General features: G+C 69.8%; 15 protein-coding genes. 9 read left to right on the top strand and 6 right to left on the bottom strand.

The annotated features are described in order from the left end of the window. The first annotated feature begins 36 nt into the window (after positions 1 to 36). The 5 genes from AC07M8_RS04390 to AC07M8_RS04410 are packed head-to-tail and all read left to right on the top strand — an operon-like array spanning position 37 to position 4,207. Entirely contained in the window at positions 37 to 969 is a 933-nt protein-coding gene (locus AC07M8_RS04390) for a cytochrome c oxidase subunit 3 (protein ID WP_495173192.1), read from the top strand. A 1-nt stretch (position 970) separates the two neighbouring features. Then, on the top strand, positions 971 to 1,339 hold the full coding sequence (locus AC07M8_RS04395; RefSeq protein WP_495173762.1) for a DUF983 domain-containing protein: 369 nt from the start codon (positions 971 to 973) through the stop codon (positions 1,337 to 1,339). Then, entirely contained in the window at positions 1,336 to 1,938 is a 603-nt protein-coding gene (locus AC07M8_RS04400) for an SURF1 family cytochrome oxidase biogenesis protein (protein ID WP_495173193.1), read from the top strand. Before AC07M8_RS04395 ends, AC07M8_RS04400 begins: the two co-directional genes overlap by 4 nt. Then, positions 1,938 to 3,329 carry a threonine synthase gene (gene thrC, locus AC07M8_RS04405; protein WP_495173194.1) on the top strand — a complete coding sequence of 464 codons (1,392 nt, stop codon included), beginning with the start codon at positions 1,938 to 1,940 and terminating at the stop codon, positions 3,327 to 3,329. The genes AC07M8_RS04400 and thrC overlap by 1 nt, the downstream gene beginning before the upstream one ends. Further along, positions 3,326 to 4,207, top strand: a complete 882-nt coding sequence (locus AC07M8_RS04410) for a class I SAM-dependent methyltransferase (protein WP_495173195.1) — start codon at positions 3,326 to 3,328, stop codon at positions 4,205 to 4,207. The genes thrC and AC07M8_RS04410 overlap by 4 nt, the downstream gene beginning before the upstream one ends. A 182-nt stretch (positions 4,208 to 4,389) precedes the next feature. Here AC07M8_RS04410 and AC07M8_RS04415 read toward each other — a convergent pair whose 3' ends face one another. Genes AC07M8_RS04415 through AC07M8_RS04425 form a run of 3 tightly spaced genes read right to left on the bottom strand, consistent with a single transcriptional unit; the run spans position 4,390 to position 6,025 of the window. After that, complete coding sequence (locus AC07M8_RS04415; protein ID WP_495173196.1) at positions 4,390 to 5,031, bottom strand: heme exporter protein CcmB; 642 nt, start codon at positions 5,029 to 5,031, stop codon at positions 4,390 to 4,392. Beyond that, positions 5,028 to 5,600 carry a heme ABC exporter ATP-binding protein CcmA gene (gene ccmA, locus AC07M8_RS04420; protein ID WP_495173197.1) on the bottom strand — a complete coding sequence of 191 codons (573 nt, stop codon included), beginning with the start codon at positions 5,598 to 5,600 and terminating at the stop codon, positions 5,028 to 5,030. The genes AC07M8_RS04415 and ccmA overlap by 4 nt, the downstream gene beginning before the upstream one ends. Continuing rightward, positions 5,597 to 6,025 carry a metallopeptidase family protein gene (locus AC07M8_RS04425; protein WP_495173198.1) on the bottom strand — a complete coding sequence of 143 codons (429 nt, stop codon included), beginning with the start codon at positions 6,023 to 6,025 and terminating at the stop codon, positions 5,597 to 5,599. The genes ccmA and AC07M8_RS04425 overlap by 4 nt, the downstream gene beginning before the upstream one ends. 34 nt (positions 6,026 to 6,059) lie before the next feature. On the opposite strand from AC07M8_RS04425, the gene AC07M8_RS04430 reads away from it, so the two are divergent. Next, the gene (locus tag AC07M8_RS04430; protein ID WP_267394755.1) at positions 6,060 to 6,353 is read left to right on the top strand and encodes a 4a-hydroxytetrahydrobiopterin dehydratase; all 294 of its coding nucleotides are present in this window, start codon (positions 6,060 to 6,062) and stop codon (positions 6,351 to 6,353) included. A 5-nt stretch (positions 6,354 to 6,358) separates the two neighbouring features. Here AC07M8_RS04430 and AC07M8_RS04435 read toward each other — a convergent pair whose 3' ends face one another. Next, entirely contained in the window at positions 6,359 to 6,631 is a 273-nt protein-coding gene (locus tag AC07M8_RS04435) for a hypothetical protein (protein ID WP_495173199.1), read from the bottom strand. Then, positions 6,628 to 7,416, bottom strand: coding sequence for an SDR family oxidoreductase (locus tag AC07M8_RS04440; RefSeq protein WP_495173200.1), 789 nt, complete (start codon positions 7,414 to 7,416; stop codon positions 6,628 to 6,630). Before AC07M8_RS04440 ends, AC07M8_RS04435 begins: the two co-directional genes overlap by 4 nt. A 66-nt stretch (positions 7,417 to 7,482) precedes the next feature. On the opposite strand from AC07M8_RS04440, the gene AC07M8_RS04445 reads away from it, so the two are divergent. From AC07M8_RS04445 to AC07M8_RS04455, 3 genes are all read left to right on the top strand, one after another. Continuing rightward, entirely contained in the window at positions 7,483 to 8,247 is a 765-nt protein-coding gene (locus AC07M8_RS04445) for an ATP-binding cassette domain-containing protein (protein WP_495173201.1), read from the top strand. Further along, positions 8,244 to 9,782: an ABC transporter permease/substrate-binding protein gene (locus AC07M8_RS04450; protein ID WP_495173202.1), complete on the top strand. Its 1,539-nt coding sequence runs from the start codon at positions 8,244 to 8,246 to the stop codon at positions 9,780 to 9,782. The genes AC07M8_RS04445 and AC07M8_RS04450 overlap by 4 nt, the downstream gene beginning before the upstream one ends. Before the next feature lie 99 nt (positions 9,783 to 9,881). After that, positions 9,882 to 11,576 (top strand): FAD-dependent oxidoreductase, encoded by a 1,695-nt coding sequence (locus AC07M8_RS04455; protein WP_495173203.1) that lies wholly within the window; start codon positions 9,882 to 9,884, stop codon positions 11,574 to 11,576. 33 nt (positions 11,577 to 11,609) lie between these two features. On the opposite strand, the gene AC07M8_RS04460 is transcribed toward AC07M8_RS04455, so the two are convergent. After that, positions 11,610 to 12,425 carry a shikimate 5-dehydrogenase gene (locus AC07M8_RS04460; protein WP_495173204.1) on the bottom strand — a complete coding sequence of 272 codons (816 nt, stop codon included), beginning with the start codon at positions 12,423 to 12,425 and terminating at the stop codon, positions 11,610 to 11,612. Positions 12,426 to 12,441: the final 16 nt, after the last annotated feature.

The raw sequence follows: 12,441 nt of genomic DNA on the forward strand, positions 1-12,441 counted from the left end.
AACAAGACCCAATAAGGTCAGACCAGGGAGACGAGCATGGCCGGCGCCAAGAACCATGACTACCATATCCTGCCGCCGAGCATCTGGCCCCTGTTCGGATCGATGTCAGCGCTGGTGATGGCGGCAGGCGCGATCGCCTGGATGCACGGCGGCCATCTCGCGGCGGACAAGGCCAATGGCGGCGGCTGGATCTTCCTTGCCGGGCTCGGCGGCGTGCTCTTCACCATGTACAGCTGGTGGGCGGACGTGATCGCCGAGGCGCATCATGGCGATCATACCCCGGTGGTCCAGCTCCACTTCCGCTACGGCATGATCCTGTTCATCGCCTCGGAAGTGATGTTCTTCGTCGGCTGGTTCTGGGCGTTCTTCGATTTCGCGCTATTCCCTACCGCGCTGAGCTTCGTCGATGGGCAGGTGGAGCGGGCACAGGAGGGGGCGGCGGCGATCGCGGCGACCTGGCCCCCCAAAGGCCTCACCGTCATCAACGCCTTCGAGCTGCCGCTGCTCAACACGCTGATCCTGCTCACCTCGGGCACCACCGTCACCTGGGCGCACCACGCGCTGATCCACAATCAGCGCGGCGGGGTGAAGCGCGGCTTCTGGGGACTGCTCGGCGTCGGCGACGAGGACGGCGTGCTCAAGGGCCTGTGGCTGACGGTGGTGCTCGGGCTGCTGTTCAGCTCGATCCAGGCCTATGAATACATGCACGCGCCATTCCCGTTCAAGGGCATCAACTATGGCGCGTCCTTCTTCATGGCGACCGGCTTCCACGGCTTCCACGTCCTGATCGGGACGATCTTCCTGATCGTCTGCCTGGCGCGCGCCTATCGCGGCGACTTTACCCCGCGGCAGCATTTCGGTTTCGAGGCGGCCGCCTGGTATTGGCATTTCGTCGACGTCGTCTGGCTGTTCCTGTTCGTCACCATCTACGTCTGGGGCGGCTGGGGCGCGCCGGTTCACGGCGGATGAGCTGACCGCCCCACCCTCCATCGCGCAGGCTGCGCTCAAGGGCCTGTGCCCGCGGTGCGGTCAGCCGACGCTGTTCGCCGGCTGGCTTACCTTCGCCGACCGCTGCCCGGCTTGCGGGCTCGACTTCGCCCAGTTCAACGTCGGCGACGGGCCGGCGGCGTTCCTGACGCTGATCCTCGGCGCGGTGGTCGTCACCCTGGCGATCACCCTCGAACTCAGCCTGCACCCGCCGTGGTGGGTCCATGCACTGATCTGGATCCCGTTCACGCTGGCGGGGGTGATTGCATCGCTGAGGCTTGCTAAGGGCGCGCTGATGTCCGCCGAATATCGCAACGCCGCCCGCGAGGGACGTATCGACCCGCGACCATGAAGCGCGTCCCCGTCATCCCCACCATCGTCGTCGCACTGGCGGTCGCGGCGATGATCGGCCTCGGCCTGTGGCAGCTGCTCGACCGCGCGCCCAAGAAGAGTGCCTATCTCGCCCAGCTCGCCGCCAACCCGCGGTTGCCGGCGATCGCCTTCCCGCGCTTCCCCGACGATACGCTGCTGTTCCGCCGTGCCGGCGGCTTCTGCCTGCAGCCGGTCAGCCAGACGCTGGTGGGCGCCGGCGCCGCCGGCTTCCGGGTCATCGCCGATTGCCGCACCGGGGCGGAAGGCCCGGGGATGCTGGTCCAGATCGGGACCACGCGCGATCCCAAGTTCGCCTCGCGCTGGACAGGGGGCAAGGTGTCGGGCTTCATCAGCCATGCACCCGATGCGCGGCCGCTGATCGCCGGGCTTGCCGACCACCGCCCGCAGCGGCTGATGCTGGTCAGCAACCAGCCCGGCCCCGGCCTCGCCGCCAACGGCAAGCCCGAGCTGTCGTCGATTCCCAACAACCACGTCTCCTATGCGGTACAGTGGTTCTTCTTCGCCGCGATCGCCGCGGTGATCTACGCCATCGCGGTTCGACGCCGCTGGAGCCATTGATGCGCTATGTGAGTACCCGCGGGGCCGCGCCCTCGCTCGATTTTCGCGCGGTGACGCTCGCCGGCCTCGCCAATGACGGCGGGCTCTACCTGCCCGAGCGTTGGCCGACGCTGTCGCGCGACGAGATCGCCGCGCTTGCCAACCTCTCCTATGTCGATACCGCGGTGGCGGTCATGCTGCCGTTCGTCGGCGACGCGCTCACCCGCGCCGAGCTGACTGAGCTGTGCGAGGCCGCTTATGGCCGCTTCGCCCATGCCGCGGTGACGCCGCTGGTGCAGCTCGATCACGATCAATGGCTGCTCGAGCTGTTCCACGGCCCGACGCTGGCGTTCAAGGACGTTGCGCTGCAGTTGCTCGGCCTCCTGTTCGAGAAGTTCCTGGCAGGCAGCACCGGCCACGTCACCGTGATCGGCGCGACCAGCGGCGACACCGGCTCGGCGGCGATCGATGCGCTGGCGGGACGCGAGGGCGTCGATATCTTCATGCTCCACCCGCTCGGCCGGGTGTCCGATGTTCAGCGCCGGCAGATGACGACGGTGCTGGCGCCGAACGTCCACAACATCGCGATCGAGGGCGATTTCGACACCGCGCAGGCGCTGGTGAAGCAGATGTTCAACGATCCCGGCTTTTCGGGGCGCTATGCGCTGTCGGCGGTGAACTCGATCAACTGGGCGCGGCTGATGGCGCAGGTGGTCTATTATTTCTACGCCGCCGTGCGCCTCGGCGCGCCAGAGCGGACAGTCGCCTTCTCGGTGCCGACCGGCAATTTCGGCGACGTCTTCGCCGGCTATGTCGCCGCGCAGATGGGGCTGCCGATCGCCAAGCTGATCGTCGCCACCAACGTCAACGACATCCTCCACCGCGCGATCTCGGCGGGCGATTACTCCAAGGGCACGGTCCAGCAGACGCCGACGCCGTCGATGGACATTCAGGTCTCATCCAATTTCGAGCGGCTGCTGTTCGATCTCGGCGCGCGCGACGGCGCCTCGCTCAGCCGCCAGATGCAGGGCTTCGAAACGTCGGGCGCGATGCGACTCACCGACGGGCAGCACAAGGGCGCCGCGCTGTTCGCCAGCGATCGTATCGATCTCGACGAGATGACCATGGCGATGCGCTGGGCGCATGAGCATGCAGGCGAGGTGATCGACCCGCACACCGCGATCGCGCTCGCCGCCGCGCGCCGCCACCAGAGCGACGTGCCGGTCGTCACCCTCGCCACCGCGCATCCTGCCAAGTTCCGCGACGCGGTGGAACGGGCGACGGGAATGCGGCCGACGCTGCCGTCGCGGCTCGGCGACCTGTTCGAGCGCGAGGAGCGCTGCGCCACCCTGCCCGCCACCTTTGCGGCGATCACCGCCTATATTGCCGAGCGCGCCACCCCCGCATCATGACCCACGACCTCACCGTCTCGACCCTGATCGGCGAACCTTGGGCCGAGTACGGCCTGATCGACTCAGGCCATGGCCGCAAGCTCGAGCGCTATGGCGCCTATCGCTTCATCCGCCCCGAGCCCCAGGCGATGTGGGCACCGGCGCAGGCGCAGTGGGACGCGCATGGTGAGTTCGTGCCCGGCTCCGACGAGGACGGCGGCGGCCGCTGGAATATTACCCGCCCGGTGCCGCGCGAGGGCTGGCCGCTAACCTGGAACGAGGTTCGCTTCACCGCGCAGAACACGCCGTTCCGCCACCTCGGCTTCTTCCCGGACATGGCGCCGGTGTGGGACTGGATGCGCGGCCGCATCGCCGGGATGGACAGCCCTGAATGCATGAACCTGTTCGGCTACACCGGAGTCGGCACGCTCGCGCTCGCCGCCCAGGGCGCGCGCATGACGCATGTCGATGCCTCGAAGAAATCGGTCGCCGAGGCCAAGGCCAACGCCGCGCTGTCCGGCATGGACGGCAAGCCGGTGCGCTGGATGATCGACGATGCCGCCAAGTTCGTCGGCCGCGAGGTGCGGCGCGGCAAGCGCTATGACGGGATCATCCTCGATCCGCCCAAATGGGGCCGCGGGCCCAATGGTGAGGTGTGGAAGCTTGAGGAGGGCCTGCCGGCGCTGATCGCCGACTGCCGCCGGCTGCTCGACGCCGACAGCCGCTTCCTATTCCTCACCGTCTATGCGGTGCGGATGAGCGCGCTGGCGATCGGCGAACTGGTCCGCCAGCAATTCGCCGACCTGCCGGGCCGGGTGGAATGCGGCGAGCTAGGCGTGCGCGAGGAGCAACGCGGTCTGGTGCTGCCGACCGCGATCTGGGCGCGCTGGTCGCGCTGACGACGCGACCGCGCCTGACAAGTTGAGGAAGTTGTCACGCCTGACGAAACCTCAATGGGGTCATCGTTTCTGTTTTGATAACGATGGCAAAGAGCGTCGAGCCGGGTTGAGCTGACGATATCAAGGACGGCGCGTGTAGGACAGCGCGCGCCCGTGTAGCTCGCGGCCCTCGGTGCCCGGCCTCAGTCCCGCCCCGCCCGGATCGCCGCCGCCGCCACGAACGGCGCGCCGGCGAGCAGCAACAGCGACACCGCGGCGAGCAGCTTGAACGCGGCGGGGGCGCCATCCAGCGATCCGGCGCCGAAGATCAGCAGCGGCACCGCCAGCGGCAGCATGACGAGGCCCGCCACCGCGCCGGCGCCGCGCAGCCCGGCGACCAGCGCGGCGGTGGCGACCGCGAGCGCGGCGAGCCCCGGCGTGCCGATCAGCAGGCCGAGTTCCACCCGCGCCAGCGTCACCGCGGGCAGATCGAGCAGCCCGGCGGCGATCACCGCGGCGAGCATCAGCGGCGGCGCGAAGCCGAGCCAGTGTGCGACGATGCGAGCGAGCGCGACCAGCGCCATCGGCACGCCGCGCACGCCAAGCTGATCGAGCACGCCTGCCTCCAGATCGGGCGCGATCAACCGCTCCACCGGCAGCAGCGCCGCGAGCAGCGCCGCCGCCCAGATCACGCCGCCGCCGATGCGGGCGAGCAGCGCCCCATCCGGGCCGATCGCGAAGGGGAACAGCGTCGCCACCAGCAGGAAGAAGGCGATCGGCCACCAGCCGCCACCGCCGAGCCAGGCGCGGCGCAGGTCGCGCTTGACGAGGTGAAGGAAGATCATGCCCCGAGCGCCACCTTCTGCGCGCCGGGTAGCGCGATCGGCAGGTGCGTCGCCACCAGCGCGATGCCGTCGGCGGCACGGTGCGCGGCGATCAGCCCGTCGAGCAGGCCTACCCCCTCGGCGTCGAGCCCGTTGGCCGGTTCGTCGAGCAGCCAGATCGGCGCCGCGGCGGCAACCACCCGGGCGAGCCCGGCGCGCCGCCGCTGACCGGTGGAGAGCATCCGCACCGGCAGCGCGGCGAGATGGGCGATGGCCAGCGTCTCCATGGCGGCAGGCAGCGCCGGCAAACTGCCGTCGATCCGCGCCCAGAACCTTAGCGCGGCGGCGAGTGGCTGCTCGGGATCGAGCGCCGGTGCCTCGGCGAGCAGTGCGACCGCCCCGTCGCGCACGACGCGCCCCGCCGCCGGCGCCAGCAGGCCAGCGGCGATCCGGATCAGACTCGACTTGCCGGCGCCATTGGCGCCGGTGACCAGCGCCGCGTCACCCGCGGCGAAGGTCAGCGACAGATCCACAAACAGGCAGCGCGTGCCGCGGGTGCAGGTCACCCGGTCCAGCACCAGCGCGGTCAATTGCCCTGCCCCACCGCATCCTCGAGCGCGTGCATGGCGTCGTCCGACAGCCCGAAATGATGGCCGATCTCGTGGATGGTGACATGGGCGACGAGATCGTCGAGGCGGACTCCGGTCTCGACCCATTCCTCCAGGAGCGCCCGGCGATAGAGGTGGATGCGATCGGGTAGCGCACCGCTGTCGACGGAGGATTTCTCGCCGATCGGTCGGCCATGGTAGAGCCCGGTAAGGTCGAGCGGATGATCGAGGCCGAGCGCCGCCAGCGTCTCGTCATCGGCCTCTTCCTCGACGAGCAGCACGACCGCGCCGAGATGGGCGCGGAACGCGGCAGGCAGGCGCTCGATGGTCGCGCGGGCGTGGCGCTCGATCGCATCGGCGTCGGGCGCCATGCCGAAGACCTCTTGCTCGCTCATGGCTCTCGCCATACCCGTGGGCGATCCATCCCGGCAAGGAACACCGATGATCGAGCCCCTCAGCGAGACCGACCGCGCCGACGCGCTCGATGCCCTGCCGGACTGGGACTATGACGAGGCCCGCGATGCGATCACCCGCTCGATCGTGTTCGCCGACTTCGTCGAGGCGTTCGGCTTCATGACCCAGGTGGCGCTGATGGCCGAGCGCGCCAATCACCACCCCGAGTGGAAGAACGTCTACAATCGGGTGGAAATCCTGCTCACCACGCATGATGCCGGCGGCCTGTCGGGCCGCGATATCGAGCTCGCCGAGGCGATCGACGCGATCGTCGACGAATAGCGGGTCTAGCGCCGCGGGGTTCGCGCCGCGCGCACGATCACCGCGGTCGACAGCAGGATCGACGACACCAGCACCGCGATCGACAGCATCCCGGTCGCGGTCCATTCGGCCTCGGCGCTCATCCCGGCATGGCGCGTGATCATCAGCGACGCACGGGCGCGCTGGCGGTCTGCCGCCTTGGATGCTGCATGCTTGGTCTTGCCCATGATGTGACTGTCCGGCTGGTCGAGTGGCTGGAGATACCCGTCACCCGCGGCGTTGTTCCGGGGCGCGGTCATCGCAGCGGCCGCCGCATCGTCTTGCGCAGGCTGCCCGGCATCCACCGCGCCGCGAACCGCAGACGCTGCGCGGTTTTGCCGACATAGGTATGGACCGCGTCGCCATGGACCGCCGCCCAAGCCGCCTCGGCGACGGTGTCGACCGGGGTGAGTTCCAGCCCCGCGCCGGTGACGCTCTCGCGGATGGTGCGATTGGAGCCGGTGGCGACGCCATCGAGCAGCGGCGTCTCGATGAAGCTCGGCAGCAGGCAGCGGACGCGGATGCCGTCGCGGTGCCATTCGCCGTCGAGCGCTTCGGAGAGGCCACGGACCGCGAATTTGGTGGCGGAATAGGTGGCGAGACCCGACGAGCCGTAGATGCCGGATGCCGACGAGGTGTTGAGCAGCACCGATCCCGGCGTGCGCGCGAGATAGGCGTGGCCGATGCGGGCGCCGTTGACGACGCCGGTGAAGTTGATCGCGATCAGCCGGTCGAGATCGTCCATGCTCGCCTCGGCGATCGGCCCGCCGGTGCCGATCCCGGCATTGTTGAACAGGACGTCGAGCCGCCCGCCGCTGCCATGCGTGAACGCATCGAGGCTGGCGCGCCATGCGTCGCGGTCGCGTACGTCCATGACATAGCTGTCGTTCGGCGCGCCGGAGAGCATCGCCGCGGTGTCGGCAAGGCCTGCTTCGTCGACATCGGCAAGCCCGATCCGCCAGCCGCGGCTCGCAAACAGCCGCGCCGTGGCCCGGCCGATCCCCGATCCTCCGCCGGTGATGAAGATGGCGCGCAGCTCGCTCATTGATCCTCTCCCTTGCGATGCCGCTCTGTTTGACGGCTGCCCCGGCATCCCGCATCGTGCGCGGCGATGCCAGCGGAAAAGCTACGCTTCGATGGGGTGACCAGGCGGTTCGGCAGCACGCTGGCGGTGGACGACGTGTCGCTGGGCATCGCCGCGGGCAGCTTCGTGGCGCTGGTCGGCACCTCGGGCTCGGGCAAGTCGACGCTGCTCAAGATGGTCAACCGGCTCGTCGAGCCGAGCGACGGCCGGGTGCTGATCGACGGCGAGGATGTCGCCGCAGGCCCGGCGCCGCTGCTGCGCCGGCGGATCGGCTATGTGTTCCAGAGCATCGGCCTGTTCCCGCACATGAGCGTCGGCGACAATATCGCGATCGGGCCGCGCATCGCCGGCGCCCACGCGGCGCACGTCGGCGAGTTGCTCGATCTCGTCGCGCTGCCGCGCGAGATGGCGGCGCGGATGCCGGACGCGCTCTCCGGCGGCCAGCGGCAGCGGGTGGCGATCGCCCGCGCGCTGGCGCCGGGGGCCAAGCTGCTGCTGCTCGACGAGGCGCTCGGCGCGCTCGATCCGGTGACGCGCGACACGCTCGGCGCCGAGATCCGGCGGCTGCACGACCGGCTGGGGCTGACCACCATCCTGGTGACCCACGACATGGCCGAGGCGCTGCTGCTCGCCGACCGGGTGCTGGTGATGAGCGCGGGGCGGATCGTCGCCGATGCAACACCGGCGGCACTCGCGCGCGGCGATGGTGGCGCGGCGGCGCAGGCGCTGATGGCAGTGCCGCGCCACCAGGCCGAGCGGCTGCGCGCGCTCGCCGGCGACGACGCCGCATGAACGCCTTCCTCGAGGCACTCGGCCGGGTGCCGCCGCTGCTCGCCAGCCATGTGCTGCTGTCCGCCGCGGCGCTGGCGCTCGGGCTGGCGATCAGCCTGCCGCTGGCGATCGTCGCCAGCCGGCGGCCGGCGATCGGCCGGGTCGCGCTCGCCTTCGCCAGCCTCGTGCAGACGGTGCCGAGCCTGGCGCTGCTCGCGCTATTCTACCCGCTGCTGCTGTGGCTGTCGGCGCTGGTCGGCGGCGGCATCCCGGCGCTCGGCTTTCTGCCGTCGCTGATCGCCCTCACGCTATACGCATTGCTGCCGATCCTGCGCAACGCGGTGGCGGGGCTGGCGGGGCTCGACCCGGCGGTGACCCAGGCCGCCGATGCGGTGGGGATGACGCCGGGGCAGAAGCTGCGGCTGGTGGAGGCGCCGCTGGTGGCGCCGGTGCTGATCGCCGGGATCCGTACCGCCGCGGTATGGACGATCGGCGCGGCGACACTCTCCACCACCGTCGGTCAGCCGAGCCTTGGCGACCTGATCTTCGCCGGGTTGCAGACCCAGAACTGGGCCTTGGTGCTGGCGGGCTGCTGCGCCGCGGCGGCGCTGGCGCTGCTGGTCGATGCGCTGATCGGCCTGATCGAGCGCGGCATCGCGACGCGGCGGCGTGGGCTGTGGCTGGCCGCCGCCGGCCTTCTGCTCGCCGGCACCGCCGCGGCGACGGTGCCGCTGTGGCCGCGCGGCGGCCAGGACCGGACGGTGGTGATCGGCGCCAAGAACTTCTCGGAGCAATATATCCTGGCGCGGCTGATTGGCGATCGGCTGGAGCGCGCCGGCTATCGCGTCAGCTATCGCGACGGGCTCGGCTCGGCGGTGATCTTCGGGGCGCTTTCGAGCAACGATATCGACGTCTATGTCGATTATGCCGGGACGATCTGGGCCAATGAGATGAAGCGCCGCGACGTGCCCACGCGCGCGGCGATGGTCGATGCCATCGGCCGCTGGGCGGCGGCGGATCGCCACGTCCGGCTGGTCGGCGCCTTGGGCTTTGAAAACGCTTATGCCTTCGCGATGCGCGGCGCCGATGCCAAGGCGAAGGGCATCGCGACGTTGGCGGATCTAGCGCCGGCATCGCCGCGGCTGCGGCTCGGCAGCGACCTCGAATTTCTCGAGCGGCCGGAATGGGCAGCGGTGCGCCGCGCCTACCCGCTGCGCTTTGCCGCGGCGACGCCGTACAGCCCGACCTTCATGTACCGGGCGCTGGCGAGCGGTCAGGTCGACGTGATCTCCGCCTTTTCATCGGATGGTCGAATCGCCGCCGACGGCCTCACCGTGCTCGGCGATCCGCGCCATGCGATCCCCGGCTATGATGCGATCCTGATGGTGGCACCGGGCCACGCCGGCGACCGGCGGCTGCTCGACGCGCTGGCGCCGCTTGCCGGCCGCATCCCGGTCGCGGCGATGCGCGAGGCCAATTACATGGTCGATCGCGACTCGGCCAAGCGTACCCCCGAACAGGCGGCCCGCTGGCTGGCGCGGCGGATCGGGCTATAGGCTCGCCGGGTCCGTTTCGGACCGGCTGGCCAGCCGCGACAAAGCATGCCAGCATCGGCCGCAGCCAGTCAGACTATACGGTGGCCGGGGACTAGGACGATGCAGCAGACACTCGAAGCACCGATCGGCGATCCCTTCACGCCGCCGCCACGCGCCGACGATCCCTATGCCCGCACCGCGCAGGTGTTTCCGGTGCTCGAACCAGAGATGATCGCGCGGATCGGTCGCTATGGCGACGAGGAAGCCCTCGCAGAAGGTGACACCTTGTTTTCGCGCGGTGATCGCGGCGCCGATTTCTTCTTGGTGCTCGATGGCGAGATCGGCATCTTCAACACCGATCAGGATCGCGGCGAAGACCGGTTGCTGACCACCCATCGTCACGGCCAGTTCACCGGCGAGCTCAACCATGTCAGCGCGCGCGCCTTGCTCGTCACCGCGCGGGCGCTTGGGGACGCGCGGGTGATCCGCGTCCGTGCCGCCGATTTCCGCCGCATGCTCGCCGCCGAGCCCGACATCGCCGAGCTGGTGATCCGCGCCTTCATCCTGCGGCGGATGGGCTTCCTCCATCATGGCGAAGCGGGGATCACGCTGATCGGCGCGGCGGCACAGGGCGATACACTGCGGCTGGAACGGTTCGCGATCCGCAACGGCTATCCGCTGCGGCTGATCGACACGGCGACGGATCCCCAGGCCGCCGACCTGATGGTGCAGCTCAGGCTGGAGCCGCGCGACCTGCCGGCGGTGATCACCCCCGATCGCAGCGTGCTGCGCAATCCCACCACGCCAGAATTCGCCGACCGGCTGGGGCTGACCGAGCGGTTTGATCCTGAGGAGGTGTGGGACGTCGCGGTGGTCGGCGCCGGCCCTTCCGGGCTGGCGGCGGCGACCTATGCCGCGTCCGAAGGGCTGAAGACGGTGGTGATCGAGGCGCTGGCGCCGGGCGGCCAGGCCGGTACCAGCAGCCGCATCGAGAATTACCTCGGTTTCCCCACCGGCATTTCCGGGCAGGCGCTCGCCGGCCGCGCGCAGGTGCAGGCGCAGAAGTTTGGCGCGCGGATCGCAGTATCGCGGATGGCGACATCGCTCGATTGCTCGGTCGCGCCGCACCGGATCGAGCTCGAGGACGGCCAGCTGGTCCAGGCGCGCGCGGTGGTGGTCGCCTCGGGCGCGCGCTACCGCCGGCTGTCGGTGCCGGGTTATGACCAATATGAGGGCGCGGGCGTGCAATATGCCGCCACCGCAATGGAAGCCTCGCTGTGCCAGAACCAGCAGGTGGTGGTGGTGGGCGGCGGCAATTCCGCCGGCCAGGCCGCGGTGTTCCTGTCGCGCCACGCCGCCCATGTCCATGTGCTGGTGCGCAAGGCGGGGCTTGCCGAGACGATGTCCGATTATCTGGTGCAGCGGATCGCGCAATCGCCGCAGATCACGCTGCATCCCTATAGCGAGATCACCGCTCTTGCCGGCGACACGGTGTTGCGCGAGGTGACATGGCGCGACGTGCGCGGCGGCGAGACCACCACCGTGACCGCGGGCAATCTGTTCGTGATGATCGGCGCCGAGCCCAACACCGTGTGGCTGCGCGAGTGCCTGGACCTGGATGCCGCGGGCTTCGTCCTCACCGGCCGGGATGCGGACGGTCAGGCGCTCGATTCGCCTTATGCGACCGCCAAGCCGGGTATCTATGCGGTCGGCGATGTCCGCGCCGGATCGGTCAAGCGGGTCGCTGCCGGGGTGGGCGAGGGGTCGGTGGTGGTACAGGCGATCCACCGGTTCCTTGAAGGGGAAACGGTGTAGCGGTTCCGATGCGCTCGCAACCGGATGGCCGGATCAGTCGCGGGCAAAGGCGGCGGCGGTTTCCACCTGTTCGTCGGTTGGCATGACCCCGGTGTAGAGCACAAACTGCTCCAGCGCCTGGAGCATCGCCACTTCGGCGCCGGTGATGCGCCGCTTGCCGGCCGCTGCTGCGGCGCGAAGGAAGGGCGTTTCCGCTGGCAGCGCGACGACGTCGAAGGCGATGGCGCAGGCCTCGATCGCGGCCGGCGGAAAGGCGAGCGCGTCTGCGTCGGCGCCGGCCATGCCGAGCGGGGTGACGTTGATCAGCAGCGGCGCGACCAGGTCGCCGGGCTCGGCCTGCCAGGCAAAGCCATAGCTGTCCGCAAGTGCGCGGCCCCTGCCCTCGTCGCGCGCGACGATCGTGCCGTGGCGATGACCGCGATCGCGCAAGCCCGCGGCGACGGCCTTGGCCATGCCGCCCGACCCGCGCAGCACGAAGGCGGTGGCGGGATCGACGTCGGCGCCGTCGAGCAGCGCGCGCACCGCGCTGTAATCGGTGTTGTAGCCGGTCAGCGTGCCGGCGTCGTTGACGATGGTGTTGACGCTGTCGATCGCCGCGGCGGAGCCGGCGAGCCCGTCGAGCAGCGGGATCACCGCTTCCTTGAACGGCATCGAGATCGCGCAGCCGCGGATGCCGAGCGCGCGGATGCCGCCGATCGCGCCGGGCAGATCCTGCGTGGTGAACGCCTTGTAGACATAATCGAGCCCGAGCAGCTCGTAGAGGCGATTGTGGAAGCGGGTGCCGAAGGTGCCGGGCCGCGCCGCGAGCGACATGCACAGCAGGGTGTCGCGGCTGATCGCAGGCTTCATTACGGGCTCCTTCGAC

Source organism: Sphingomonas sp. GW821-FHT09E03 (assembly GCF_059416225.1).